The sequence below is a fragment of the Streptomyces sp. PSU-S4-23 genome (assembly GCF_055632315.1).
Window position 1 is genome coordinate 1,960,973 of record NZ_JBVMUU010000002.1, and the last position, 26,076, is coordinate 1,987,048.

The 26,076-nt window shown below is 72.6% G+C and carries 20 protein-coding genes; 7 read left to right on the top strand and 13 right to left on the bottom strand.

Annotation, left to right across the window (positions count from 1 at the left end):
- Nucleotides 1-139: 139 nt before the first annotated feature.
- The 10 genes from ACZ79I_RS09750 to rsmH all read right to left on the bottom strand — a co-directional run bounded on the left by ACZ79I_RS09750 (nucleotide 140) and on the right by rsmH (nucleotide 13,119).
- Entirely contained in the window at nucleotides 140-925 is a 786-nt protein-coding gene (locus ACZ79I_RS09750) for a cell division protein FtsQ/DivIB (protein WP_471496081.1), read from the bottom strand.
- A gap of 168 nt (nucleotides 926-1,093) precedes the next feature.
- A complete protein-coding gene (gene murG, locus ACZ79I_RS09755; RefSeq protein WP_471496083.1) occupies nucleotides 1,094-2,188 on the bottom strand; it encodes an undecaprenyldiphospho-muramoylpentapeptide beta-N-acetylglucosaminyltransferase in 1,095 nt (364 codons plus the stop codon).
- Nucleotides 2,189-2,194: 6 nt separating this feature from the next.
- On the bottom strand, nucleotides 2,195-3,544 hold the full coding sequence (ftsW, locus tag ACZ79I_RS09760; protein ID WP_471496085.1) for a putative lipid II flippase FtsW: 1,350 nt from the start codon (nucleotides 3,542-3,544) through the stop codon (nucleotides 2,195-2,197).
- Between the two features lie 135 nt (nucleotides 3,545-3,679).
- Nucleotides 3,680-5,104, bottom strand: a complete 1,425-nt coding sequence (murD, locus tag ACZ79I_RS09765) for a UDP-N-acetylmuramoyl-L-alanine--D-glutamate ligase (RefSeq protein WP_471496087.1) — start codon at nucleotides 5,102-5,104, stop codon at nucleotides 3,680-3,682.
- The gene (gene mraY / locus ACZ79I_RS09770) at nucleotides 5,086-6,159 is read right to left on the bottom strand and encodes a phospho-N-acetylmuramoyl-pentapeptide-transferase (RefSeq protein ID WP_381086516.1); all 1,074 of its coding nucleotides are present in this window, start codon (nucleotides 6,157-6,159) and stop codon (nucleotides 5,086-5,088) included. Before mraY ends, murD begins: the two co-directional genes overlap by 19 nt.
- Nucleotides 6,156-7,586 carry a UDP-N-acetylmuramoyl-tripeptide--D-alanyl-D-alanine ligase gene (locus ACZ79I_RS09775; RefSeq protein WP_471496089.1) on the bottom strand — a complete coding sequence of 477 codons (1,431 nt, stop codon included), beginning with the start codon at nucleotides 7,584-7,586 and terminating at the stop codon, nucleotides 6,156-6,158. Before ACZ79I_RS09775 ends, mraY begins: the two co-directional genes overlap by 4 nt.
- Before the next feature lie 4 nt (nucleotides 7,587-7,590).
- Nucleotides 7,591-9,300, bottom strand: coding sequence for a UDP-N-acetylmuramoyl-L-alanyl-D-glutamate--2,6-diaminopimelate ligase (locus tag ACZ79I_RS09780; RefSeq protein ID WP_471496091.1), 1,710 nt, complete (start codon nucleotides 9,298-9,300; stop codon nucleotides 7,591-7,593).
- Nucleotides 9,301-9,336: 36 nt separating this feature from the next.
- Nucleotides 9,337-11,295, bottom strand: a complete 1,959-nt coding sequence (locus ACZ79I_RS09785) for a peptidoglycan D,D-transpeptidase FtsI family protein (protein WP_471496092.1) — start codon at nucleotides 11,293-11,295, stop codon at nucleotides 9,337-9,339.
- A 5-nt stretch (nucleotides 11,296-11,300) separates the two neighbouring features.
- A complete protein-coding gene (gene ftsL / locus ACZ79I_RS09790; RefSeq protein ID WP_471496094.1) occupies nucleotides 11,301-11,933 on the bottom strand; it encodes a cell division protein FtsL in 633 nt (210 codons plus the stop codon).
- A 190-nt stretch (nucleotides 11,934-12,123) separates the two neighbouring features.
- Entirely contained in the window at nucleotides 12,124-13,119 is a 996-nt protein-coding gene (gene rsmH / locus ACZ79I_RS09795) for a 16S rRNA (cytosine(1402)-N(4))-methyltransferase RsmH (RefSeq protein WP_471496096.1), read from the bottom strand.
- A gap of 446 nt (nucleotides 13,120-13,565) precedes the next feature.
- Between rsmH and ACZ79I_RS09800 the strand changes: the two genes are divergently transcribed.
- From ACZ79I_RS09800 to ACZ79I_RS09815, 4 genes are all read left to right on the top strand, one after another.
- Nucleotides 13,566-14,111: a beta-class carbonic anhydrase gene (locus tag ACZ79I_RS09800; RefSeq protein WP_471496098.1), complete on the top strand. Its 546-nt coding sequence runs from the start codon at nucleotides 13,566-13,568 to the stop codon at nucleotides 14,109-14,111.
- 271 nt (nucleotides 14,112-14,382) lie between these two features.
- Nucleotides 14,383-15,411: an AAA family ATPase gene (locus ACZ79I_RS09805; RefSeq protein ID WP_471496099.1), complete on the top strand. Its 1,029-nt coding sequence runs from the start codon at nucleotides 14,383-14,385 to the stop codon at nucleotides 15,409-15,411.
- Nucleotides 15,411-16,769, top strand: a complete 1,359-nt coding sequence (locus tag ACZ79I_RS09810) for a DUF58 domain-containing protein (protein ID WP_471496101.1) — start codon at nucleotides 15,411-15,413, stop codon at nucleotides 16,767-16,769. The genes ACZ79I_RS09805 and ACZ79I_RS09810 overlap by 1 nt, the downstream gene beginning before the upstream one ends.
- Entirely contained in the window at nucleotides 16,766-19,270 is a 2,505-nt protein-coding gene (locus ACZ79I_RS09815; protein ID WP_471496103.1) for a transglutaminaseTgpA domain-containing protein, read from the top strand. Before ACZ79I_RS09810 ends, ACZ79I_RS09815 begins: the two co-directional genes overlap by 4 nt.
- Nucleotides 19,271-19,531: 261 nt before the next feature.
- On the opposite strand, the gene ACZ79I_RS09820 is transcribed toward ACZ79I_RS09815, so the two are convergent.
- From ACZ79I_RS09820 to ACZ79I_RS09830, 3 genes are all read right to left on the bottom strand, one after another.
- Complete coding sequence (locus tag ACZ79I_RS09820; protein WP_381091173.1) at nucleotides 19,532-19,915, bottom strand: DUF3040 domain-containing protein; 384 nt, start codon at nucleotides 19,913-19,915, stop codon at nucleotides 19,532-19,534.
- Between the two features lie 276 nt (nucleotides 19,916-20,191).
- Nucleotides 20,192-21,016 carry a methyltransferase gene (locus ACZ79I_RS09825; RefSeq protein ID WP_471496105.1) on the bottom strand — a complete coding sequence of 275 codons (825 nt, stop codon included), beginning with the start codon at nucleotides 21,014-21,016 and terminating at the stop codon, nucleotides 20,192-20,194.
- A 224-nt stretch (nucleotides 21,017-21,240) separates the two neighbouring features.
- Nucleotides 21,241-21,795, bottom strand: coding sequence for an SAV_6107 family HEPN domain-containing protein (locus ACZ79I_RS09830; protein WP_471496107.1), 555 nt, complete (start codon nucleotides 21,793-21,795; stop codon nucleotides 21,241-21,243).
- Nucleotides 21,796-21,974: 179 nt separating this feature from the next.
- Between ACZ79I_RS09830 and ACZ79I_RS09835 the strand changes: the two genes are divergently transcribed.
- The 3 genes from ACZ79I_RS09835 to ACZ79I_RS09845 are packed head-to-tail and all read left to right on the top strand — an operon-like array spanning nucleotide 21,975 to nucleotide 25,625.
- On the top strand, nucleotides 21,975-22,877 hold the full coding sequence (locus ACZ79I_RS09835; RefSeq protein ID WP_471496109.1) for an ATP-binding cassette domain-containing protein: 903 nt from the start codon (nucleotides 21,975-21,977) through the stop codon (nucleotides 22,875-22,877).
- Nucleotides 22,849-24,933: a YhgE/Pip family protein gene (locus tag ACZ79I_RS09840; RefSeq protein ID WP_471496111.1), complete on the top strand. Its 2,085-nt coding sequence runs from the start codon at nucleotides 22,849-22,851 to the stop codon at nucleotides 24,931-24,933. The genes ACZ79I_RS09835 and ACZ79I_RS09840 overlap by 29 nt, the downstream gene beginning before the upstream one ends.
- Before the next feature lie 56 nt (nucleotides 24,934-24,989).
- Nucleotides 24,990-25,625: a TetR/AcrR family transcriptional regulator gene (locus tag ACZ79I_RS09845; RefSeq protein WP_471496113.1), complete on the top strand. Its 636-nt coding sequence runs from the start codon at nucleotides 24,990-24,992 to the stop codon at nucleotides 25,623-25,625.
- Nucleotides 25,626-26,076: the final 451 nt, after the last annotated feature.

Genomic DNA, 26,076 nt, shown 5'->3' on the forward strand with positions numbered 1-26,076 from the left:
TTGGACTCTTCCGAACAGGACACTAAGTCGACAAGCGGCGCCCGTTCAACGAACACGCCGAACCTCCCGTTTTTCTTTTCACCCTATGTGATCAGCCATAGCGCTGCCCAACCAGGGTGCTGGCCTGCGCTGATGTGCGTCAACTACCCGATGACGCGGGGGCGGTGGGGACACTCACGTCGAAGTGCCGGGCGCGGGGCGCGGCTTTCATCAGCGCGGTCAGCGCGGCCGCCTTGGCCCGTCCCCTCTCCCCGCTGCCCCACATCACGCCGCGGCCTCCCGTCAGCTCCAGCGAGATGGAGTCGTAGGAACGGACCTTGACGGTCCGGGTGTCGCGGGCGACGGCGGCCGGAATGTCCCGGGCGACCCGCACCGCCTCGCGGATCAGCCGGTCGGTGCCGAAGCGGCGCATGCCGGGCGACGGGGTCAGCGTCAATTCCAGTACGGGAACCGCCCTGGGCGGCTCCGGAACCGTGGCGAACCGCACCCCCTCCTTGTCCACTTCGTCGAATTTCCCCCTGTTTCCGACCAACAGAACCGGAGTACGTTCGGTCACGTCCAGCCGGATTCCACGGGGCCAGGAACGGACGACGTCGACCGAGTCGATCCGGGGCAGTTTCCGGCGCACACGCGCCTCGATCGCATCGGTGTCGAGGGAAATCAGGGGCGATCCGAGCGGCACGTCGGCCGCCTCGCGCACCTGCGCCCCCGTCAGGACCCGAGTTCCGGAGACGGAGACATGCCGTACGCGCAGATACGGTGAGCCGTACAGCAGCCAGACAAATCCGCCTGCCGCCAACACCGCTGCCAGCAAAAGGATGATGAGCATATGAGGGCGGCGCAGCCGGCCACGCCGAGGCGGCCGGGGCGGGCCGGACTCCCGTTGCTGCCGCTTGCCGCGCTCGGCGGTCGTCGGTCCGGCCACGTGCACTCCCCTTCCCTGGCCGGGCTCACCTCCGGGGCGCTCCGGCCGGCGCCGGGAGCCGACCGTGCCCGGCCCTTTGGGCCTGCGTGCTCCCCCAAGCTCTTCGAGCAGGGGGGACCCCCAGGCCTCCCGGCACCGGCGCGTCCCTTCGGCTCACCCGCCGATGTGTCACTGGTGGTGGCGCGAGGCGATCGCCTCGTACACCATGCCGACGAGCAGGTCGTCGGCGTCCCGGCGCCCGAACTCCGCGGCGGCGCGGGACATCTCGTACAGCCGGTGCGGATCGGCGAGCACGGGCAGGACATTGCGCTGGACCCACTCGGGCGTCAGTTCCGCGTCGTCGACCAGCAGTCCGCCGCCGGCCTTGACCACCGGCTGGGCGTTCAGCCGCTGTTCGCCGTTGCCGATGGGCAGCGGGACGTAGGCGGCCGGGAGCCCGACGGCGGAGAGTTCGGCGACGGTCATCGCGCCCGCACGGCAGAGCATCATGTCGGCCGCGGCGTACGCGAGATCCATCCGGTCCAGGTAGGGTACCGGGATATAGGGGGGCATTCCCGGCATCTGGTGCACCTGCGGCAGTTCGTTCTTCGGACCGACCGCGTGCAGGATCTGGATGCCGGACTGCTGCAGGTACGGGGCGACCTGCTGGATCACCTCGTTGAGCCGGCGCGCGCCCTGCGAGCCGCCGGAGACCAGCAGCGTCGGCAGGTTCGGGTCCAGCCCGAAGGCGGCGCGGGCCTCGGGACGCATGGCGGCGCGGTCCAGGGTGGCGATGGAGCGGCGCAGCGGGATGCCGATGTAGCGGGCGCCCCGCAGCTTGCTGTCCGGGGTGGAGACGGCGACCTGGGCCGCGTACCGCGAACCGATCTTGTTGGCGAGGCCGGGGCGGGCGTTGGCCTCGTGGATGACGATCGGCACGCCGAGGCGCTTGGCGGCCAGGTAGCCGGGCAGGGCGACATAGCCGCCGAAGCCGACGACGACATCCGCCTTGGTGCGCTCGAGGATCTGTTCCGCCGCCTTGATCGTGCCGCGCAGCCGCCCGGGGACCGTGATCAGTTCGGGGGTCGGCTTCCGCGGCAGGGGGACGGCGGGGATCAGCGCGAGTTCATAGCCCCGCTCGGGTACGAGCCGGGTCTCCAGGCCGCGCTCCGTGCCCAGGGCCGTGATCCCCACGGTCGGGTCCTGCCTGCGCAGGGCGTCCGCGAGGGCGAGCGCGGGCTCGATGTGGCCGGCGGTCCCCCCACCGGCGAGTACGACATGCACCGAAATTCACCGCTCTCCGGACGAGCGCGCCGCCGAGGCGCGCCGTCGCATCGTGTTCCGTCTCCGAGGTCCCGCAGGGCCTCCCGCCCGCTTTCTACCAAAGCGGGGTTGCCGCATCGCAAGCGCCGCCCGCGCAGCGGGCTCGTCGCGCGCGAAGGCGATCAGCAGCCCGATGGCGAACATGGTCGGCAGCAGGGCGGACCCTCCGTAGGAGAACAGCGGGAGGGGGACACCGGCGATCGGCAGCAGGCCGAGCACCGCACCGATGTTGATCATCGCCTGAGCGGTGATCCAGGTCGTCACGCCTCCCGCGGCGTACCTCACGAAGGGGTCCTCCGTGCGTCCGGCCACGCGGATACCCGCATAGCCTAGAGCCGTGAAGAGGGCGAGTACCGACAGCGTCCCCGCGAGGCCCAGTTCCTCACCGGCGACGGCGAAGATGAAGTCGGTGTGCGCTTCGGGGAGTTGACCCCATTTCTCCACGCTCGCGCCGAGGCCGGAACCGAACAGTCCGCCGGACGCCAGCGCGTAGATCCCGTGCACGGCCTGCCAGCACTGGTCGTTCGGGCCCGGGTCGGCGGCACCGATGCAGGCGAGACGGGCCATGCGGTTCGGGCTGGTCTTGATCAGGACGACGCCGATGGCCGCGGCGATCGCCAGCACCCCGACGAACATCCTGGTGGGCGCCCCGGCCAGCCACAGCAGGCCGAACAGGATCGCGGTCAGGATGATCGCCGTGCCCATGTCGCCGCCCAGCATGATCAGCCCGAGCAGCAGGAACGCCACCGGGACGAGCGGCACCAGCATGTGCTTCCACTGCGTGAGCAGCCGCTTCTCCTGCTTGCGCGCGATCAGGTCGGCACCCCACAGCACCAGCGCGAGCTTGCCGAACTCGCTGGGCTGGATCTGGAAGGAACCGCCGAGCGCGATCCAGTTCTGGTTGCCGTTGACCGCCATCCCTATCCCCGGCACCTGCACCAGGACCATCAGGAAGACGGCGCCCGCCAGGATCGGGTACGCCAGCGCCCGGTGCAGCTTCACGGGCATCCGCGAGGCGACGAGCAGCAGCAGGGTCCCGATCGACGCCGCGAGGAACTGCTTCCGGAAGAAGTACGACCCGGGCAGCGACATCTGCAGCGCGGTGATCTGGGAGGCCGAGTAGACCATCACCAGGCCGAGCACGGTGATCAGCAGGCTGCCGCCGAGGATCAGGTAGTACGCGGTGAGGGGCCGGTCCCAGGCCCGCCGGGTCCGCGTGAGCAGGCGTGCCACGGGGTTGTCGCGCGGGGAGCGGAACACATCGGGCCGCTTCGCGGCCCGCTGGACGGGAGGACGGCCGGTACGGCTGCCGGGCACGCCGCTCACCCCGCCGCGACGCGCCGGCACGGCGCCGTGCCACCGGCGGAAAGCCGACGGCGAGACACCAACCACATCCCTGTCACGCGTCCCTCCCAGGGGTCCGGGCGCGCCCGGACTGACCGAGACCCGCCGTCAGGCGCCCGCGCCGAGTTCGCGAACCGCTTCCGCGAAGGCGTCGCCGCGCTTGTTGTAGTTCGCGAACATGTCCATGGAGGCACAGGCCGGTGCCAGCAGCACCGTGTCGCCCGCGCGAGCGAGCCTCCGCGCCTCCCGCACAGCCGCGGGCATCGCCCCAGTGTCGGTCCGTTCGAGGTCGACGACGGGCACTTCCGGCGCGTGTCGCGCAAGGGCTTCACGGATCAGCGCCCGATCCGCCCCGATGAGCACCACGCCCCGCAGCCGCGGTGCCGAACTGGCGACCAGCTCGTCGAAGACCGCGCCCTTGGCGAGCCCGCCCGCGATCCACACGATCGACTCGTACGCCGCCAACGACGCCTGCGCCGCATGCGTGTTGGTGGCCTTGGAGTCGTCGATGTAGGCCACCCCGTCCACGTCCGCCACGTGCGCGATGCGGTGGGCGTCCGGTGTGAAGGCCCGCAGCCCGTCCCGCACGGCCTCCGGGGGCACCCCGAAGGCACGCGCGAGGGCCGCCGCGGCAAGTGCGTTGGCGATGTTGTGCGGTGCCGGCGGGGTGACGTCGGAGACCTCCGCCAGCTCCTGGGCGTTCCGCTGCCGGTTCTCGACGAACGCCCGGTCGACCAGGATGCCGTCCACGACACCGAGTTGGGAGGGCGCGGGGGTGCCGAGCGTGAAGCCGACGGCCCGGCAGCCCTCCTCGACGTCCGCCTCGCGCACCAGGTCCTCGGTGGCCTTGTCGTCGGCGTTGTAGACGCAGGCGACCCGATTGCCCTCGTAGATGCGGCCCTTGTCGGCCGCGTACGCCTCCATGGAGCCGTGCCAGTCGAGGTGGTCGGGCGCCAGGTTGAGCACGGCGGCGGAGTGGGCGCGCAGCGACGGCGCCCAGTGGAGCTGATAACTCGACAGCTCCACCGCCAGGACGTCGTACCGCTCCTCGCCGAGCACGGCGTCCAGCAGCGAGACCCCGATGTTGCCGACGGCGGCCGTGCGCAGGCCCGCCGCCTTCAGGATCGAGGCGAGCATCTGCACGGTCGTGGTCTTGCCGTTGGTGCCGGTCACGGCGAGCCAGGCGGCCGCGTCGGGGCCCCGTAGCCGCCAGGCCAGCTCGACGTCGCCCCAGACCGGGACGCCCGCCCCGGCCGCGGCGGCGAACAGCGGCTTGTCGGGCCGCCAGCCCGGCGCGGTGACGATCAGCTCGGTGCCCTCCGGCAGGGTGGCCCCGTCCCCCAGCCGGACCGTGACGCCGAGCGCCTCCAGCTCCGCGGCCTGCGCCCGGGCCCGCTCGTCGTCGCCGTCGTTGACGACCGTCACGGTCGCGCCGAGGCCGTGCAGCACCCTGGCCGCCGGGACGCCCGAGACGCCGAGGCCGGCGACGGTGACGTGCTTGCCCTGCCAGTCGGTCACTTTTCCGCTGCCCATCCCGCGTAGAAGATGCCCAGTCCCACGATCACGCAGATGCCCTGAATGATCCAGAAGCGGACCACGACGAGGACCTCGGACCAGCCCTTGAGTTCGAAGTGGTGCTGGAGCGGTGCCATCCGGAAGACCCGCTTGCCGGTCAGGCGGAACGAGCCGACCTGGATGACGACGGACAGGGTGATCAGGACGAAGAGGCCGCCGAGCAGCGCGAGCAGCATCTCGGTGCGGGAGCAGATCGCGAGCCCGGCCAGGGCGCCGCCCAGGGCCAGGGAACCGGTGTCGCCCATGAAGATCTTGGCGGGCGAGGTGTTCCACCACAGGAAGCCGAGGCAGGCGCCCATCAGCGCGGAGGCGACCACGGCCAGGTCGAGCGGATCGCGGACCTCGTAGCAGGCGGCCGGGTTGGTCAGGGTCGCGGCGTTGGCGCAGGACTCCTGGAACTGCCAGACGCCGATGAAGGTGTACGCGCCGAAGACCAGCACGGAGGCACCGGTGGCGAGGCCGTCGAGGCCGTCGGTGAGGTTCACGCCGTTCGACATCGCGAGGATCATGAACAGCGCCCAGATCACGAACAGCACCGGGCCGATGGTCCAGCCGAAGTCCTGCACGAAGGAGAGCTTGGTGGACGCCGGGGTGTTGCCCCGGGCGTCGGCGAACTGCAGCGCGAGCACGGCGAAGGCGATGCCGACGATCAGCTGGCCGGCCATCTTCGCCTTGGCCCGCAGACCGAGCGAGCGCCGCTTGACGATCTTGATGTAGTCGTCCAGGAAGCCGACCAGGCCCATGCCGCCCATCAGACCGAGCACCAGCAGCCCGGAGAAGGTCGGCGTGTAGCCCGTGATCACCTTGGACAGGAAGTACGCGGCGATCGTCGCCAGGATGAAGGCGATGCCGCCCATCGTCGGCGTACCGCGCTTGCTGTGGTGCTCGCGCGGACCGTCGTCGCGGATGTACTGACCGTAGCCCTTGCGGGCCAGCAGCTTGATCAGCAGCGGGGTGCCGATCAGGGTCAGGAAGAGGCCAATGACTCCTGCGAACAGGATCTGCTTCATCATCGGGCGGCAACCTCACCCTCGGCACCGGCCTCGAGCAGCGCCTGCGCCACGCTCTCGAGCCCGACCGACCGGGACGCCTTCACGAGTACGACGTCTCCCGGGCGCAATTCGCTGCGCAACAGGTCGACCGCCGCCTGTGCGTCGGACACGTGCACCGACTCCTCACCCCACGAACCCTCGTTATATGCGCCCAGTTGCAGCCAGGACGCTTCTCTGCCCCCGACCGCGACGAGCTTGCTGACGTTGAGCCGGACGGCGAGCCGTCCGACGGCGTCGTGCTCGGCGAGCGCCTCGTCCCCGAGCTCGGCCATCTTGCCGAGCACCGCCCACGTACGCCCCCCTTGTGCCCGTGCGGCCTTGCCCATCGCCGCGAGCGCACGCAGTGCGGCCCTCATGGACTCGGGGTTCGCGTTGTAGGCGTCGTTGACGACGGTCACGCCGTCCGGGCGCTCGGTGACCTCCATCCGCCAGTGGGAGAGGGAGCCCGCCTCGGAGAGCGCGAGGGCGATCTCGTCTGCGGACATGCCCAGCTCATGGGCGACGGCGGCCGCGGCGAGCGCGTTCGACACGTGGTGCTCACCGTACAGGCGCATGGTCACATCGCTGCACCCGGAGGGTGTGTGAAGGATGAAAGAGGGCTGTCCGCTGTCCGTGAGTCTCACGTTCTCGGCGCGTACGTCCGCTTCGCCGGACTCTCCGAAAAGGAGGACCTTCGCCTGAGTACGGGAGGCCATGGCGCGTACGAGCGGATCGTCGGCGTTGAGGACCGCGACGCCGCCGGCGTCCGCCGCGGGCAGGCTCTCGACGAGTTCGCCCTTCGCCTGGGCGATCTGGTCGCGGCTGCCGAACTCGCCGATGTGGGCGGTGCCGACGTTGAGCACGAGGCCGATGCGCGGCGGGGTCAGGCCGGTGAGGTAGCGAATGTGGCCGATGCCGCGGGCGCCCATCTCCAGGACGAGGAACTTCGTGTCCTCGGTGGCGCTGAGGGCGGTGAGCGGCAGCCCGATCTCGTTGTTGAGCGAGCCGGGCGTCCACACGGTCGGTGCCTTGCGCTGGAGCACCTGCGCGATGAGGTCCTTGGTGCTGGTCTTGCCCGCGGAGCCGGTGAGGGCCACGAGGGTGGCTCCCAGCCGCCCGACGACGTGGCGGGCGAGGGCGCCGAGGGCCGCCTGGACGTCGTCCACGACGATCGCGGGCACGCCGACGGGGCGGGACGCCAGCACGGCGGCGGCACCCGCCTCCACGACCGCCTGCGCGTAGTCGTGTCCGTCCACGCGCTCGCCGACGAAGGCGACGAAGAGGCTGCCGGGCTCCACTTCGCGGGAGTCCCGGACGACCGGTCCGGTCACCTGGACGGACGGGTCCGGTATGTCGTGCGTCTGCCCGCCGACGACTGAGGCGATCTCGGCGAGGGAGAGGGCGATCACAAGTTCATCCCTGGGTCTTCTGGATAGCTTCGCGGAGCACCTGGCGGTCGTCGAAGGGACGGACCACTCCGGCGATGTCCTGGCCCTGCTCGTGGCCCTTGCCCGCGACCAGCACGGTGTCCCCGGGCCGCGCACGGGCGACGGCCGCCGCGATGGCGGCGGCCCGGTCCTCGAAGACCTGCACCTCGCCGCGTTCGTGGGCGGGCACGGAGGCCGCGCCTTCGAGCATGGCCGCGAGGATCGCGAGGGGATCCTCGGAGCGGGGGTTGTCCGAGGTGAGCACGGCCGTGTCGGCGAGCCGGGCCGCGGCGGCGCCCATCGGCGCGCGCTTGGTCCGGTCCCGGTCGCCGCCGCAGCCGAGCACCACGTGCAGCCTGCCCTCGGTCACCTTGCGCAGGGCGCGCAGCACCGACTCGACCGCGTCGGTCTTGTGCGCGTAGTCGACGACCGCGAGGTACGGCTGCCCGGCGTCCACGCGCTCCAGCCGTCCCGGTACGCCCGGTACGGCGGCGATGCCGTCGGCGGCGGTCTGCGGGTCGAGGCCGGCGGTGGCCAGGGCGGCGATCGCGGCGAGGGTGTTGGCGACGTTGAAGGGGCCCGGCAGCGGCGACCTGGCGGCGATCCGCTCCCCCTTGGGGCCGGTCACGGTGAACGTCGCGTCCACCGGGCCGATCCGGACGTCCTCGGCGCGCCAGTCGGCGTCGGGGCTGCCTTCGGCGGAGAAGGTGACGACGGGCACGCCGGCCTCCTTGGCGAGCCTGCGGCCGTACTCGTCGTCCTGGTTGACGACGCCGACCCGGCTGCGTTTCTCCGTGAACAGCTGCGCCTTGGCCCGGTAGTAGTCCTCCATGTCCGAGTGGAACTCCATGTGTTCCGGGCTCAGATTGGTGAAGACCGCGACGTCGAAGACGCAACCGTCGACCCGGCCCAGCACCAGAGCGTGGCTGGAGACCTCCATGGCGACCGCCTCGACCCCGCGCTCGCGCATGACGGCGAAGAGTGCCTGCAGGTCGGTGGCTTCGGGCGTGGTGCGCTCGGACTTGACGCGCTCCTCGCCGATCCGCGTCTCGACGGTGCCGACGAGCCCGGTGCTGCGGGAGGTCCGCAGGCCCCCCTCGACGAGGTACGCGGTCGTGGTCTTGCCGGAGGTGCCGGTGATGCCGATCTGGAGCAGAGCGCGCCCGGGGTGGCCGTAGATCCTGGCCGCCAGCTCGCCCATCCGCCCGCGCGGATCGTCGACCACCAGGACCGGGATCCCCGTCTCGGCGGCGCGCCCGGCGCCCGTGGGGTCGGTCAGCACCGCGACGGCGCCGAGGCCGGCCGCCTGGGCGGCGAAGTCGGCGCCGTGCAGCCGGGCGCCGGGCAGAGCGGCGTACAGGTCGCCGGGGCGGACGGCGCGCGAGTCGTGGGTGATGCCCGTGACCTCGGCGGCGGTCTCCGGCGCGGTGACGCCCAGCCGGTCGGCGAGCTCCGCGAGGGGTACGGCGGAGACGTGGACCGGTCGCGGCGGTCCCGGATAGGTCACGGAAGCGCCCTCCTGGGGGGTGGGGGACTGATCAGCGTGTGGCACGGCGGTGAGCGTACCGGGCCCACCCCCGCCCGGGCTAAAACGGAGGCCGGGCGCAGGACGGTCCGGTGAGGGCGGGGCTGGGAGACGGGAGGGCGAGGGCGAGGGCGGGGGCTGGTTCCCGGGATCGGGGGTGATCGTTGTCACGAGCTGGTTCCTGGTCGGTCTTTCCCGTAGTGCTGATCATGGCGTGAACGTGACGGGGAGGTTCGCCGCCCCGGCGCCGGTGGGCGGCACCTGGAGGGTCTTCAGGGCGAACTCCATGACCTGTTTGAAGATCGGACCGCAGATCTGGCCGCCGAAGTAGCTGCCCTTGGTGGGGTTCTGGATCGCACAGTAGACGGTGACCCGGGGCTTGTCGGCGGGTGCGAATCCGGCGAAGGAGGACGTGTAGCCGCGGTACCTGCCGGTGGCCGGATCCACGCGGTTGGCCGTACCCGTCTTCCCCGCGACCCGGTAGCCGGGGATGCGCGCCTTGACGCCCGTTCCCTGCTCGTCGTCCACGACGGACTCCAGCATCTGGGCGAGGGTCCTCGCCGTCTTCTCGCTGACGACCCGGGTCTCCTTGGGCTTCGGGGCGGGCGTGAAGCGCCCGTCCGCGCCCTTGGTGCCGCGCACGAGCGTGGGCTCGATGCGGACGCCTCCGTTGGCGACGGTCGAGTAGACCGACGCGGCCTGCACCGCGTTGATCGACAGGCCCTGGCCGAAAGGAATCGTGTACTGCTGCGACGTCGACCAGCTGCCGGGGGGCGCGAGGATGCCCCTCGTCTCGCCGGGGAACCCGAGCCCGGTCGGACTGCCGATGCCGAACTTGCGCAGGTACGAGTAGAGGACCCGGTTGGCCTCCGCCTGCGTCGTGCCGAGCTGGCCGGCCGCCAGGATGGTGCCGATGTTGCTGGACCTGGCGAGGACTCCGTTGAGCGTCAGGTACCAGGTCGTGTGGTCCATGTCGTCCTGGAACATCCGGTCGCCGCGGTGCAGCCGGTTGGGCACGGTGACGTGCGTCATCGGCGTGGCGACGTTCTCCTGGAGCACGGCCGCCATCGACATGACCTTGGCGGTGGAGCCGGGCTCGTACGCGTCCTGGAGGGCCGCGTTGCCCAGGGCCGCCGGATCGGCCTTCGACAGGTCGTTGGGGTCGAAGCCGGGCGAGTTCGCCATGGCCAGGATCTGGCCGGTCCGCGTGTCCTGCACGACCACGTAGCCGCGGTCCGCCTTCGACTTCTTCACCTGCTCGGTGATCGCGTTCTGGGCGGCCCACTGGATGTCGCGGTCGATGGTCAGCTCGATGTCGGATCCGGCCACCGCGGGCGTCTCGGTGGAGCCCGCGGTCGGCACCAGACGGCCCCCGGACTGGGCATAGCGGATCCTGCCGTCCTGGCCGGCCAGCTCCTTGTTCAGCAGCTGCTCGATGCCGCCGCCGCCCTTGCCCTCGGCGTTGACCCAGCCCAGTATCCCGGCGGCGAGGCCGCCGTTCGGGTAGACGCGCTTGCTGGTGGGCTCGGCGAGGACGCCCGCGAGGACGCCGACCCCGTCCTTCTCGCTCTCGGCCTTCGCCGCCAGCGTGTTCTTCAGGTCCTTGATCTGCTTCCAGACCTGGGGGGTCCGGCGGCGCGCCAGCAGGACGTAGCGGGTGTGCGGGGTCCTGAGCTTCTTGGCGATCGCGGCGGTGTCCTGGCCGAGGATCGGGGCGAGAAGCTCGGCCGCCTGCTCGGGCGCGTCCGGCCTCTTGGTGGCCTCCTCGGTGAACAGCGTGGGATCGGCCGTGATGTCGTACGCGTCCACGCTGGTCGCCAGCTCGTTGCCGTCACGGTCCGTGATCTCGCCGCGCACGGCGGCCAGGGTGCGGCCGACGTACCGGTTCTGGTCGGCCTTGGCGGCGTACGCGCTCGCGTCCACGGCCTGCACCTGCAGCAGCCGTGCGACGAAGGCGAGCATGACCAGGGTCAGGGCGAGGCCGACCATGCGCAGCCGGGGGCGCGGGCTGCCGAGCCGGATGTTTCGGGACGCGGGGCCGCCGCGGGCCTGGGCGGCCGGGCGGGGGGCGGGGCGGGCACCGGGCGCCGGGTGGCGCCGGGCGCCGGGGCGCTCGGGCCGGGCGGGGCCGGGCACGCGGCGGCGCGGCGGTTCCCTGTCGGACACTTCCGTCACCTGCCGGGGGTCGTGGAAGGGGCTGTGGGCGGTGTGGAGGACCCGGCCGTGGGACGGGCCGCCGAGTCGGCGGCCGGCGACAGCGGCGGCGCCGTGCCGCTCGGCGATGCCGGCGCCGACGGCGACGGCGACGCCGGCGGCGGCGATGTGCCGGACGGCGTGGCCGCCGGGTCCTGGGACGGTGGCGGGGACGCCGTCGCGCTCGCGTCGGGGCCGAGCGCCCCGGGCGAGCCCTCGTCCCCGGTGCTCTCCGCGGACTGCTGGGCGGCGGCCTCGGGGACGCCCCTGACGGTGCCGTCGGGGTTGAGGAAGGCGGGGTCGCCGCCGGGGACCATGCCGAGTTCGCGGGCGCGGCGCTGCAGGGCGTCGGGGGCCGAGTAGGCGTCCACGTCCCGCTGGAGGGCCTGCTCCTCGTCGGTGAGGTTCTTGGTCTCCCGCTGCAGGTCGTCGAGCTTGAACGCGCCCTCGCTGAGCGCGGAGTTCAGTACGAGGAGCCCGATGAGCCCGCCGCCGAGCAGCAGGACGACGAGCAGCACGAAGGGGGTACGGGCGGCGGCCTCGGCGCCGCGCACGGGAATCAGCCGGGCCAGCCGGGCGGCCCGCCCCCTGAGTTCGGGTCTTCTGCTCACACGCCCTCCCGCCTCGCGCGCGCCCCGGGTCCGCGGCTCACTCGACCACCCCTTCCGTCCGGCTCACCCGGCGTGCTCCCGTCCGGCCCACTCGGCGTCCGGCCCGCTGGGCGTCCGGCCCACTGGGCGTCCTCCGTCCCGCTCACCCGGTGTCCCGGCGTCCGGCTGACCCGGTGTCCCCGCATCCGGCTCACTCGATGTCCTCGCGGATGCGCTCGGCGCCGCGCAGGCGCGCAGGCGCCGCGCGCCGGTTCTCGGCCACCTCGTCATCGGTGGGAAGTTCGGCACCGCGTGTGAGGAGCTTGAGCCGGGGCTGGTGGTGCTCGGGCACGACGGGCAGGCCGGGGGGTGCCGTGCTCGCGGCGCCGGCCGCGAGCACCTGCTTGACGAGGCGGTCTTCGAGCGAGTGATAGGAGAGGACGGCGATCCGGCCGCCGACGGCGAGCGCCTTCACGGCGGCGGGGATCGCCCTCTCCAGGACGGCGAGTTCGCCGTTGACCTCGATACGGAGCGCCTGGAAGGTGCGCTTGGCCGGGTTGCCGCCCGTCCGTTTGGCCGCCTGCGGCAGCGCGTCCCGGATCAGCTCCACGAGTCGCGCGCTGTTCGTGAACGGCTCCTTCTGGCGCTCGCGCACGATCGCCGACACGATCCGCTTGGCCTGTTTCTCCTCGCCGTAGGCCCGCAGGATCCGCACGAGTTCACCCGCCGGGTAGGTGTTGAGGACCTCGGCGGCGCTGATGCCCGTCGTCTGGTCCATGCGCATGTCGAGGGGGGCGTCCTGCGCGTACGCGAAACCGCGCTCCGCCTCGTCGAGTTGCATGGAGGAGACGCCCAGGTCGAACAGCACGCCCTGGACGCGTGGAACGCCGAGCCGTTCGAGCACGTCGGGGAGTTCGTCGTAGACCGCGTGCACCAGCGTGGCGCGCTCCCCGAAGGGGGCGAGCCGCTCCCCGGACAGGCGCAGCGCCTCCTTGTCACGGTCGAGCCCTACCAGCCGGACCTCGGGAAACCGCTTCAGCAGCGCCTCGCTGTGTCCGCCGAGTCCCAGGGTGCAGTCGACGACGACGGCTCCCGGCTCGGTCAGGGCCGGAGCCAGCATGTCCAGGCACTGCCGGAGCATGACGGGCACATGGCGGCCGGCCGGTCGCCCGCCGCCGTTGTCGGGAAGCGCATCGCGCCCTGTCACTTCGGGGCCTCTCGGATCCGGCGCGGCCGGTGCGTACCGCCGGGTCCCCGCCCTCTCCCGGCTGACGCCGGGTGTTCCCCGGTGAAGAGGTCGCCCGCCGGCGCCGGAAGCGTCAGCCCACCGGGAGCGGGAGGAGGCCGAGCCGTACGTACGCGCCGCGCACGCGGGGAGAAACCGGCGGTGCCGCCGGGCTCTCCGGGTGAACAGTCCGCGGGGAGAGCGTCTCGCCTCCCGCTTCGCGTCACTTTAGTCCACCCTGTCTCGCGGTCAATCAACCGGCCTGCGCGTCGCGCACCCGGCCCGTCGCCGCGGCGCACTGTGCGCAGATTCACCCGTCCGGCGGCGTTTCACTGTCCGTGTGGGTTACGTCACAACAAGCCGCGATGACGTTCTTTGTGCCCTCTCACAGCAGGCCCGGACCGTCTGTGACCAGTACCGTCATGGGTATGACGACTTCTGCATCCGTTCCCCCCGGCCCCGAAGGCGCCATACTCGGCGGCACCGTCACGGACCGCCTCGTAGAGGCCAACGAACGCTACGCCGCCGCGTTCAGCGACCCCGGGATGGACGCCCGTCCCATCCTCCACGTCGCGGTCGTGGCCTGTATGGACGCCCGGCTCGACCTGCACGCCGCGCTCGGACTCGAACTCGGCGACTGCCACACCATCCGCAACGCGGGCGGCGTGGTCACCGACGACGTGATCCGCTCCCTCACCATCAGCCAGCGGGCGCTCGGCACCCGCAGCGTCGTTCTCATCCACCACACCGGCTGTGGTCTGGAGTCCCTCACGGAGGACTTCCGGCACGACCTGGAGATGGAGGTCGGCCAGCGGCCCGCCTGGGCGGTCGAGGCGTTCCGCGACGTCGAGCAGGACGTACGGCAGTCGATGCAGCGCGTGCGCACCTCCCCGTTCCTGCTGCACACGGACGACGTGCGCGGCTTCGTCTTCGACGTGAGGACGGGACTGCTGCGCGAGATCGACCCCGCCTGACGACCCGGTTGGCACCCCGGCCGTCACCTCGCGCCTTCTTCACCGAACAACCATTCGGACAAGAATCCCGGCCCCGCTGCGCCGAAAAGGCCGTAAAGGCCGACATCTCGCGGCCAGTTATCCACAGGCGAGTGACACGAACCGGTAACGGCCACAAGAATGCGGGGGTGGCGTCACGCGGAACATTTCCCGCGTGGTGTCCGTAATCCGGGGTGGGCCGGTCCGCATCGCAAGCGTCGGCCCGGAGAAAGAACGGGCCGAGGAGGGCCGGGTGACGACCTATGACGATCGAGCGAGCCTTACTGATCTGACCGCCACTGTGGAGCGTGTCCGCAGGTCGGTGGAAGGAGTGATCGAGGGCAAGCCAGAGGTCGTACGGCTCTCGCTGACCGTGCTGCTCGCCGAGGGCCATCTTCTGATCGAGGATGTCCCCGGCGTCGGCAAGACCATGCTCGCCAAGGCGCTGGCGCGTTCCATCGACTGCTCGGTGCGGCGCATCCAGTTCACGCCCGACCTGCTGCCCTCGGACATCACGGGCGTGTCCATCTGGGACCAGCAGCGCCGGGACTTCGAGTTCAAGCCGGGCGCGATCTTCGCCCAGATCGTGATCGGCGACGAGATCAACCGCGCCTCGCCCAAGACCCAGTCCGCGCTCCTGGAGTCGATGGAGGAGCGCCAGGTCACCATCGACGGCCAGACGTACACCCTGCCCAGCCCCTTCATGGTGGTCGCCACCCAGAACCCGGTCGAGATGGAGGGGACCTACCCGCTGCCCGAGGCCCAGCGCGACCGCTTCATGGCCCGTGTCTCCATCGGCTATCCGAGCCCGGACGCCGAGCTGCAGATGCTCGACGTCCACGGCGGGGTGAACCCCCTGGACGATCTCCAGCCGGTCGCGCACGCGCACGAGATCGTGAAGCTGGTGGAGGCCGTCCGGGGCGTCCATGTCGCGGATGCCGTCCGGCGCTACGCGGTGGACCTGGTCGCGGCCACGCGCACGCATCCCGACCTCAGACTCGGCGCCTCGCCGCGCGCCACCCTGCATCTGCTGCGCGCGGCCAAGGCCGCCGCCGCCCTCAGCGGCCGGGAGTACGCGCTGCCCGACGATGTGCAGTCCCTCGTCGTGGCGGTCCTGGCCCACCGCCTGCTGCCCACCGCGCAGGCCCAGCTCAACCGGCGTACGGCGGAGCAGGTCGTCGAGGAGATCCTGCAGCGCACCCCGGTGCCCGCGGCGCCCCAGCAGCAGTCCGGCCTGGGCATGGGCCGGGGCTACGGTCAGCAGCCGCCCCGGAGGCCGTGATGGCGCCCGGGGGGACGGCGCACCCCGCGGAGCGCGACGGAGGCGGGCTGCGCACCGTGTTCGCCGGGCTGACCACGCGCGGGCGCTCCTTCCTTGCCGCCGGCATCGCCGCCGCCGTCTGCGCCTACGTCCTCGGCCAGAGCGATCTGCTCCGGGTCGGGCTCCTGCTGGCGGCGCTGCCGCTGGTGTGCGCGACCGTGCTGTACCGCACGCGCTACCGGGTCGCGGGCAGCCGCCGCCTCTCCCCCGCACGTGTGCCCGCCGGTTCGGAGGCCCGGGTCCATCTGCGGATGGACAACGTCTCGCGGCTGCCCACCGGGCTGCTGATGCTCCAGGACCGGGTGCCCTACGTCCTCGGGCCGCGCCCCCGGTTCGTCCTGGACCGGGTGGAGGCGGGCGGCCGCCGCGAGGTGTCGTACCGGGTGCGCTCCGACCTGCGCGGCCGCTATCCGCTCGGCCCGCTCCAGCTGCGCCTCACCGACCCCTTCGGTATGTGCGAACTGACCCGCTCCTTCTCGACGTACGACACGCTGACGGTCATCCCGCGCGTGGAGCCGCTGCCGCCGGCGCGGCTCACGGGCGAGGCGAGGGGGTACGGCGACGGGCGGCAGCGCTCGCTGGCGCTGGCCGGCGAGGACGACGTGATCCCGCGCGGCTACCGGTACGGCGACGACCTGCGCCGGGTGCACTGGCGCTCCACCGCGCGCTACGGCGAGCTGATGGTGCGCCGCGAGGAGCAGCCGCAGCGCGCCCGGTGCACGGTACTGCTCGACACCCGGGGCATCGCCTTCCACGGCGCCGGCCCGGACTCGGCCTTCGAATGGGCGGTCGCGGGCGCGGCATCCACGCTGGTGCACATGCTGGAACGCGGCTTCTCCGTACGGCTGTTGACCGACACGGGCAGCTCGGTGCCCGGGGAGGGCGCGGACGGGTTCGCAGGCGCGAGCCAGGAGTCCGCGGACGCGGCCGGACTGATGATGGACACGCTCGCCGTGATCGACCACTCGGACGGCACGGGCCTGTCACGCGCCTACGACCTGCTGCGCGGCGGGAACGAGGGCCTGCTGGTGGCCTTCTTCGGCGATCTCGACGAGGAGCAGGCGGCGGTGGCCGCCAAGATGAGCAGGCGCAGCGGCGGCGCACTCGCCTTCCTGCTGGACGGCGAAGCCTGGGGGCGTGAACAGGCCGATGTGCCCGGTCAGTCGGACCAAGGCGAGGACCGGCTGCGCATGCTGCGCGAGGCGGGCTGGACCGCGCTGATGGTGCCCCGGGGCGTCTCGCTGGCGGAGCTGTGGCGCGAGGCGGACCGGCAGCGCACGGGCGCGGGTGCCGTCGGCGGCGTGGGGGGACGGTCATGAGCGGACGGGCCCGGCTGGCGCTGTGCGCCGCGGCGGCGACGCTGATGACGTCGTGCGCCCTGCTGCCTCTGGTGACTCCGGCGACCTGGCTCTTCCAGGCGGCGGTCCTGGTGGCGGTGCAGACCGGGGTGGGCGCGCTGACCCGGCGGGTCCCGCTGGCCCGTCCGCTGACCGTCGCCAGCCAGGTGGTGGCCGGCCTGATGCTGCTCACGCTCACCTTCGCCCGCGACCAGTCCATCGCCGGGTTCATCCCCGGCCCGGACGCCCTCCACCACTTCGGGCTGCTGCTGCGGTCGGGCGCGGAGGACGTCGGGCGGTATGCGATCCCGGCGCCGCTGACCCCCGGGATCCGGCTGCTGATCGTCGGCGGGGTCTTGGTGATCGGGCTTCTGGTGGACACGCTGGCGGTGACGTTCCGCGCGGCGGCGCCGGCCGGGCTGCCACTGCTCGCGCTGTACTCGGTGGCCGCGGGCCTGTCCGACGGCGGCACCGACTGGCTGTGGTTCCTCGTCGCCGCGGGCGGCTATCTGGTGCTGCTGCTGGCCGAGGGCCGCGACCGGCTCTCCCAGTGGGGCCGGGTCTTCAGCGGCGGACCCCGCGCTGCGGGCGCCGACACCGGCGTCGTCGCCCCCGTCCGCACCGGGCGGCGCATCGGGGCGGTCGCACTGGGGATCGCCCTGGTGGTGCCGCTCGCCCTGCCCTCGCTCAAGGGCGGGCTGCTGGACAGCGCCCGCACGGGCGTGGGGGCGGGCATCGGCGACGGCGGCACCATCTCCGCGGTCAACCCCCTGGTGTCACTGCGCGACAGCCTGAACGTGAACGAGGACCGCCAGGTCATGGCGTACCGCACCGACACGCAGGACACGCAGGACATGTATCTGCGGATCGTCGCCCTGGACGACTTCGACGGCACGACCTGGAAGCCGGCCCAGCGGCGCATCACCGCCGTCCCCGACACACTTCCCACGCCGCCCGGTCTCGCGGGCGACGTGCGGCGGACCGAGATCGAGACGAGGATCTCGGCGGCCGGCTGGTACGCACAGGACTGGCTGCCCATGCCGTACCCCGCGACGCGTGTGAAGGTCGACGGCAGCTGGCGGTACGAGCCGGTCGGCCGCACGCTCGTGGGCGACCACGGGCAGAACACGCGGGGCGTGCAGTACGACGTGAAGAGCCTGATCGTGCAGCCGACCGCGAACCAGCTGGCCACGGCGCCGGCACCGTCGGCACCGCTGCAGCGAGAGTTCACCAGGGTGCCCTCGTCGCTGCCGGCGGTGGTGGCCCGAACGGCCCGCCAGGTCACGGCCGGATCGTCGAACCACTACGAGGAAGCGGTCAAGCTCCAGGAGTACTTCGCGGTCAACGGCGGGTTCACCTACGACACCCAGGTGCAGGTCGGCACCGGGCCGGGCGCGATCGCCCGGTTCCTCAAGCAGAAGCAGGGTTTCTGCGTGCACTTCTCCTTCGCGATGGCCGCGATGGCACGCACCCTGGGCATACCGGCACGGGTCGCGGTGGGTTTCACCCCGGGCTCCGTGCAGGCGGACGGTTCGATGTCGGTGGGGCTGCGGGACGCCCACGCGTGGCCGGAGCTGTACTTCGAGGGCGTGGGCTGGACCCGCTTCGAGCCGACTCCGAACCGTGGGTCGCCGCCGTCGTACACCCAGTCGGACACGCCGAGCGGGAGCGACCCGGTCGCGCCGCGGCCGTCGCTGTCGTCGTCCACGGCGCCGTCCACCGCGCCGTCGGCGAGCGAGAGCTGCACGCCGGCGATGCGCAAGCTCCAGGCGTGCCCGAGCGAGTCCTCCCCGGCCGCGGTGGCCGCGGGGGACGGCGGACCGCCCTGGTACCAGATCCTGACGTGGACGCTGCTCGGGCTGGTCCTGCTCGCGGTGCCGCTGGCGCCGATGCTGTGGCGGCTCAGGAGCCGGTCGCTGCGGCTGGCCTCCGCGCAGCACGCACCGTCCGCGCTCCCGCTGGCCCGCCTGAGTCGCGGGGAGCGCGGGGCCGGTGAGGGGGACACGGCTGAGATCGGGATGACCGTCCTGCCGGACGGGGCTGCCACGGACCTGGGCGCCGAGGCCGCCGCCGTGGGGCACGCCCTGGCCGTGTGGCGTGAGCTCATCGACACGGCGTGGGACTACGGCATACCGCCGGACGACGCGCTGACCCCGCGGAGGGCCGCCGAGCGGATCGTGCGGCTCGGCCGGCTGGACGCGGCGACGGCCGAGGCCGTGCACCGGGTGGCCGGCGCGGTGGAGCAGGTGCTCTTCGCCCCCCGGCCGCGCTCCGCGCCCGGGCTGGCCGGCGATGTGCGCAGGCTGCGGGCGGCCCTGCGGTCCACGGCCGGCCGGCGGACGCGGCTGCGGGCGGTCCTGGCGCCACGCTCGGCGGTACGCGCCGTGTGGGCCCTCAGCGACCGCTGGGGGAACCTCAAGGCCCGCTGGTCGGCGCGCTGGGTCGCCCTGACGCGGCGGCCGTCCGGGCAGCGGAGCGGCTGACGCACGGCGCCGCCCGCTCCGCCCCGGGGGGAGCGGGCGGCGCCGTATCCATCCGGGATCCATCCGGGGGCTTCCCGGGCCCGTCACTCCCAGGCCGTGCGGGCCGGGCCGTCCGTACCGGACCGGACCGGCCGAGCGGACCGGCCGGCGCCGGGGGCCAGCCGGCGGGAGGTTACGCGCGCCGGCCCGGGACGGCAACAGGGGGCGGCCACCTCGTCGGTGGCCGCCCCCTGCCGGCAGTCCTTCGAGTGCCGTGGAAAGCTACTGGCCCTGCTCGTCCCGGCGCCGCTGCCAGCGCTGCTCGATCCGGTCCATCATGGAGCGCCGCTGCCGCACCGGCCTTCGGGCGCCCGGCGCCCCCTGCTCTCCCGGCTTGGGGGCCTTGCGCCACCCGGTCACGGCGAGCACGGCGCAGCCCAGCATGACGAGGAATCCCACCACGCTGATCCAGATCTGCTGTGCGACCATTCCGGCCATGAGGAGCGCGATACCCACCAGGAAGCCGGCGACCGCCTGGTAGACCCGTCGCCGGGTGTACGTACGCAGCCCGCTTCCCTCAAGCGCTGTCGCGAACTTGGGATCTTCGGCGTACAGCGCTCGCTCCATCTGCTCGAGCATTCGCTGCTCGTGCTCCGAGAGCGGCACGGAGTCCTCCTCATCGTGCAGTCGCCGGGGCGACCGGGGGTCCCCTTCAGGATAGGCAGGGAATCGCCCCCTTGAAACCCGCCCCTCTACGCCAATTGGCCAACCGGAATCCGCCATGGCCGTCCCGGCTCACTGAGGCTTCCATTCCCCAGCAGCCGACCCGTCATGCCGGACGGTCTCCCTCGATCATACGGCGCGCACCGCCCGATCGGGCGACCTGTGGCGTACTCCATCCACCGCCGATCCGCTGATCAGCGGCGCGTCACGGGCAGCTGCTCAGGCCCCCGCCGCCCCCTGGGTCTCGCCGAGGACGTGGAGCTGCGTGGCCACGGAGTGGAACGCGGGAGCCTCGGCGGCCGCCGCCTCCAGCTTGAGCAGCGCCTCCAGGGCGCCCGGCTCGGTGTCGACCAGCACCCCTGGCACGAGGTCCGCGAAGACCCGGACGCCGTGCACGGCGCCGACGCGCAGACCCGCGTCCTCGACGAGCGCGGTGAGCTGCTCCGCGGTGAACCGGTGCGGCACCGGGTCGCCCTCGCCCCAGCGGCCGTTCGGATCCTCCAGCGCCTGCTTGGCCTCCGTGAAGTGCCCGGCGAGGGCCCGCGCGAGCACGGCACCCCCGAGGCCGGCGGCGAGCAGGCTGAGGACGCCGTCGGGGCGCAGTGCGGCGACCACGTTGCGGACGCCCTCGGCGGGGTCGTCCACGTACTCCAGGACGCCATGGCACAGCACGACGTCGTAACCGCCGCGCTCGACCACGTCGAAGAGGCCGTGGGCGTCGCCCTGGACGCCCAGCACGCGGTCGGCGACACCGGCCTCGGCGGCGCGGCGTTCGAGTGCGAACAGCGCGTTGGGGCTGGGATCCACGACGGTGACGCGGTGGCCGAGACGGGCGACGGGCACGGCGAACTTGCCGCTGCCGCCGCCGGTGTCGAGGACGTCCAGCACCTCCCGCCCCGTGGCCTTGACGCGGCGGTCGAGGGCGTCCTTGAGGACCTCCCAGACCACGGCGGTGCGGAGAGAAGCGCGGGGGCGGGAGGCGTCGGAGCGTAGCGACGTCGTTCGAGGGTGGTGGGAGACGGGCGGGCGCATCGGGTCCGACACGGCAGTTGACTCCTCGGCGCGGCACCGCCTGGTGTACGGCGGAGCGATCGGGCTGCCTTCCGGCCCCCTGTACCAGGGCGAAAGGCTTCATGCGCCTCCACCCTATTGCCTCCGGAGCCCCGACCGGCGGCCTGTCCGCCCGCCGAACGCCACGCCGCCCCCGCGGGCGGCCGGGGGCGTTGCGCGAGCGGCCCCCCGGACGTCCGCCTGCCCGGGCCCACGGCTCAGCCGGCGTCCGGGATCTGCCGGTCCGGGATCTGCCGTTCCCCCTCCTGCCGCGGCTGCGGCAGGACCGGCTGGAGCACCAGCATCCGCTCGACCAGGCGCAGGAACATCGCCACGTCGCGTATCAGGTCGTCCGCGTCCCGGGCGCCGGCCGCGCCCTTGATGCCGGCTTCGGCGCGGGCGCGGCGCGGGGCTCCGGCGGCGAACAGCGCGCACCACTCGGTCAGTTCGGGCGCTATCTCGGGGAGCACCTCCCAGGCGCTCCTGATCCTGGCGCGGCGCCGCGCCGTCAGCTCCGGGCGTCCCCGCGCGGCGAGCACGGCGGCGGCGATGCGCAGGGCGGCCAGATGGGCCGTCGCATAGCGCTCGTTGGGCGTTTCGAGGACGGCCGCCTCGTCGAGTCCGGCACGGGCCTGGGCGAGCAGGTCCAGTGCGGCGGGCGGGGCCGTGGCCCGGCGCAGCACGGGGTGCACGTCGCTCGCCGGGCCGGTCAGTGAGGGGGCAGGGCCGGTGCCGCGCCGCCGGCGTGCGGCGGCCGCGTGGTGGCTGGCCATGACGAACCTCCTGTCGTCTGCGTGACGGCACTGTGGCCGTATGTGCCCATCGTGAGGTATGCCACTGACAATCCGTTCTGACCTGGGCTTTTGCTTCGCATGCAGGTTCGCGGTAGCTTTTGCACTGACCAGTCAGTTTAAATCGGGGGGCATCGCCTCCGCCCCGGGAGCGAGGAGACATGGACGTGCCAGGGATGGCGGACGGGGTCGCCGTCAGTGCCGCGGACCTCGGTCTGAAGGGACCGCGTGGCTGGGCGTACCGGGGCGCCGGCCTCGATGCGGAGCCCGGCTCGCTCATCGCCGTCGAGGGACCCTCGGGCTCGGGCCGGACCTGTCTGCTGCTCACGCTCACCGGCCGGATGAAGCCGACCGAGGGGCGGGCCGCGGTGGGCGGGCACCGGCTGCCCAAGGAGATGGCCGCCGTGCGCCGGATCAGCGCGCTCGCGCATGTGCCCGGAGTCACCGACCTCGACCCGGCGCTGACCGTCGGGGAGCATCTGCGTGAACGGGCGCTGCTGCACAGCCGGTTCGACGCCCCCCTGCGCGCGCTGCTGCGGCCGCGCGCCATGGGGGTGCCCCCTGGTCGAGCGGAGTCGAGAGCTTGGGGGAGGACGGCCGAGGCGGGGCTGCGGATCGACGCCGCTCTCGCCGCCGCCGGACTCGACCGGGACGCGCTGCCCAAGGGCTCCCGGACCGCCGTACGCGACCTGGAGCGACTGGAGGCCCTGCGGCTGTCCATGGCACTGGCCCTGATCGTCCGTCCGCGACTGCTGGCCGTGGACGACACGGACCTCAAGCTCTCCGCAGCCGAACGGGCCGCGACCTGGGACCTGTTGAGGTCGCTCACCAAGGCGGGCACCACGGTCCTCGCGGTGTGCGCCGAGGCCCCCGAGGGCGCGGTCGTGGTGTCGACGGCCCCCGGCGACGGCGACCGGCCGGACCGCGGCGGCGAAAGCCCGGGGGACGCCGTGCCCGGGGAGCGGGGCACGGGCACGGAGGGCACCCCCGACCAGCCGTCCGAGGACGGCGGAGACGACGAGAAGGAGACGGCGGATGCGCTCGCCGAAACTGGCCGCGCTTGAGCTCAGGCGGTTCGGCAGGGGAAGGCTGCCGCGCGCCGCGCTGGCCGCGCTCCTGCTGCTGCCGCTGCTGTACGGCGCCCTGTACCTGTGGTCGTTCTGGGACCCCTACGGACGGCTCGACCGCATCCCCGTGGCACTCGTCAACGACGACAAGGGAGCCACGGCGGCCGGTCGGCACGTCACCGCGGGCGACGACCTCGTCAAGGGCCTGCTGACGAGCCACACCTTCGAGTGGCACCAGGTGAGCGCCGCCGAGGCCCGGAAAGGCGTCGAGAACGGCACCTACTACCTGTCGCTGACCATGCCCTCCGACTTCAGCGAGCGGATCGCCTCCAGCTCCGGGAACTCCCCCGAGGCGGGCGCCCTCCAGGTGCGCACGAACGACGCGAACAACTACATCGTCGGGCAGATCTCCAAGACGGTGTTCAACGAGGTGCGCGCGGCGGCCTCCACGAAGGCGTCGCGGTCGTTCCTCGACAGGATCTTCATCTCGTTCTCGGACATCCACGGGGCGACCGTGAAGGCCGCCAAGGGTGCAGACCGGCTCACCGGGGGGATCGGCAAGGCGGAGAAGGGGTCCAAGGACCTCGCCGACGGGCTCAAGGAGGCCAAGAAGGGCAGCGGACGGCTCTCGAGCGGCGTGAAGAAGCTCGACAAGGGCGCGGGCGACCTCCAGGACGGGGCGCAGCAGGTCGCCGACGGCACCCAGGCGCTGGCCGACCGGGTCGGCGGCGCGGCCGACCAGGTGCGGCCCTTCCTGAAGGAGAACGGCAGGCAGATCGCCGACACCGCGACCCTGGTGGCCGATTCGGCCGGCGTGATCAGCGACCACCTCGACGCGTTCGTCGCCACCGCGCCGCTCGCGGAAAGCGGCACCCGCACCGCGGCCGAGACGCTCGACGCCGTCTACACGAAGCGCTGCGTGAAGGCGGTCCTGCCCGATCCCGCGTGTGACGACCTGAAGAAGGCGAAGGACGCCGCGGCGGACGCGGCGCGGCTCGCCAAGGACGTGAACACCGTGGTGCAGGACTACCACGGCGACTCGAAGGCGCTGAAGAAGGATCTCAAGACCCTCCAGCGGCAGGCCCGGGCGCTCGCCAAGGCGGCGCCGCACCTCTCCGAGGACCTCGACGACGCGGTCGCCAAGGTGGACGCGCTCAACAAGGGCGCCGCCCAGGTCGCCAAGGGGGCCAGGAAGCTGCACACCGGCCTCGGCACCGCCACGACGGGGGCGGCGGACCTCGATTCGGGCGTCGGCGACCTGAAGACGGGCGCGATCGACCTCAACGGCGGCATGTACAAGCTGGTGGACGGCTCGGGGAAGCTCGCCGGCGGGCTGCACGACGGCGCGGGCAGGATCCCCGACTACGACAAGGCGGACCGCGACCGGCGCACCCAGGTCATGTCCGACCCGGTGCAGCTGGCCTCCAGGGACCTGCACAAGGCGCCCAACTACGGCACCGGCTTCGCCCCGTACTTCATCCCGCTGTCCCTGTGGGTGGGCGCGATGGTGGCGTACATGCTGATCCCGCCGCTGAACCGGCGCGCGCTCGCGGCCGGCGCCTCGGCCTGGCGGATCTCACTGGCGGGCTGGCTGCCCGTGGCCGCCGTGGGCGTGCTGCAGACGGCCGCCCTCATGGCGGTGCTGCACTGGGCGATCGGGCTGGGGATGGTGCACGCGGCCGGCACGGTCGGCTTCCTGTTCCTGGTGACGGCCTGCTTCGCGGCGCTCGTCCAGTGGCTGAACGCGCGCTTCGGAGCGGCGGGCCGCATCCTGGTGCTCGCCCTCCTGATGCTTCAGCTGACGTCCGCGGGCGGCACGTATCCCGTGCAGACCAGTCCCGGGTTCTTCAACGCGATCCACCCGTTCCTGCCGATGAGCTACGTCGTCGAGGCCCTCAGGAGGCTCATCACGGGCGGCGGTCTCGGACCCGTGTGGCAGGCGTGCGCCGTACTGGCGGCGTTCACCGCGGGCGCCCTCGCGCTCACCGCCCTGTCGGCGCGCCGCATGCAGGTGTGGACGCTCGACCGGCTGCACCCGGAGCTGAGCCTGTGACGCGGGGAACCGAGTCCATGCCCTCTCACAGGGCCTTTCCTGTGAGAATCAAGACCATGGAACGCAGCAGCGCCGCCGCGGGAGGCGGCTCGAGCCGCCGCGAGGCGACCCGGCAGAAGCTCTACGAGGCAGCCGTCACCCTGATCGCGGAGCAGGGGTTCTCCGCCACCACCGTCGACGAGATCGCCGAGCGGGCCGGGGTCGCGAAGGGCACGGTCTACTACAACTTCGCGAGCAAGTCCGTCCTCTTCGAAGAACTGCTGCGGCACGGCGTGGGACTCCTCACCGCCTCCCTCCGGGAGGCGGCCGAGAAGACGGACCTCGCCGGCGGCACCAGGGTGGACGCGCTGGACGCGATGATCCGCGCGGGACTCGGCTTCATCGCCCGTTATCCGGCCTTCACCCAGCTGTACGTGGCCGAGCTGTGGCGCACCAACCGGGCCTGGCAGTCCACGCTCATGGTGGTCCGGCAGCAGGTCGTCGCGGTCATTGAGGGCGTGCTGCGCGAAGGCGTGGCGAACGGCGAGTTCAGCGAGGAGATCGATGTGCCGCTGACGGCGGCCGCGCTGGTCGGCATGGTTCTGGTGGCGGCCCTGGACTGGCAGTCGTTCCAGCCGGAGCGGTCCTTGGACGACGTCCACGCGTCGCTGTCACGGCTGCTCCAGGGGCGCGTGAGCGGCGGCCGCCGCTAGGCCCTGTCGTCGAATTCCCGTCTGCCGTGCGACGCCATGCACGCTCCCCCACGCTCGGCTGCGCTCGCGCGGGCGGTGCCCCCACGACCCCGCGCGGCCCCGCCCTTCGGGCAGACGACGGGAATGTGACGACAGGGCCTGGCTGGGAGCGCGAAAGCGCCGGTCCGGTGTGTCCGCGCTCCCGCGGACCGCTCCGGACCGGCGCTCTGCCGTGCCCCGTCCTCCCCCGGCGGGCCCCCGTTCGGTCGTCCCCCGGACCCCCGTGTCTCGCTTCCGCCGAGCTGTGCCGGCGGAAGGAGCGGCCAAGGGCGGGCGCCGTTCCGCCGCCCCGTGTCGGCGGTACCGGAGCCGCGCCCCTTTCCGTGCCTCCACTCTTCCGTTCGCGCAGGTCGGAGCCCATCCGCCCGCGTACTCATCTCACCGGCTAGGTACGGATACTCAGCCCTGGGCG

Bases quoted from the DNA above. Each gene is read 5' to 3' on its own strand.
- ACZ79I_RS09800 (WP_471496098.1), top strand. From the start codon at position 13,566: ATGACGACTTCTGCATCCGTTCCCCCCGGCCCCGAAGGCGCCATACTC.
- ACZ79I_RS09845 (WP_471496113.1), top strand. From the start codon at position 24,990: ATGGAACGCAGCAGCGCCGCCGCGGGAGGCGGCTCGAGCCGCCGCGAG.
- ACZ79I_RS09835 (WP_471496109.1), top strand. From the start codon at position 21,975: ATGGACGTGCCAGGGATGGCGGACGGGGTCGCCGTCAGTGCCGCGGAC.
- ACZ79I_RS09815 (WP_471496103.1), top strand. From the start codon at position 16,766: ATGAGCGGACGGGCCCGGCTGGCGCTGTGCGCCGCGGCGGCGACGCTG.
- ACZ79I_RS09830 (WP_471496107.1), bottom strand. From the start codon at position 21,795: ATGGCCAGCCACCACGCGGCCGCCGCACGCCGGCGGCGCGGCACCGGC.
- ACZ79I_RS09810 (WP_471496101.1), top strand. From the start codon at position 15,411: ATGGCGCCCGGGGGGACGGCGCACCCCGCGGAGCGCGACGGAGGCGGG.
- murD (WP_471496087.1), bottom strand. From the start codon at position 5,104: ATGGGCAGCGGAAAAGTGACCGACTGGCAGGGCAAGCACGTCACCGTC.
- ACZ79I_RS09840 (WP_471496111.1), top strand. From the start codon at position 22,849: ATGCGCTCGCCGAAACTGGCCGCGCTTGAGCTCAGGCGGTTCGGCAGG.
- mraY (WP_381086516.1), bottom strand. From the start codon at position 6,159: ATGATGAAGCAGATCCTGTTCGCAGGAGTCATTGGCCTCTTCCTGACC.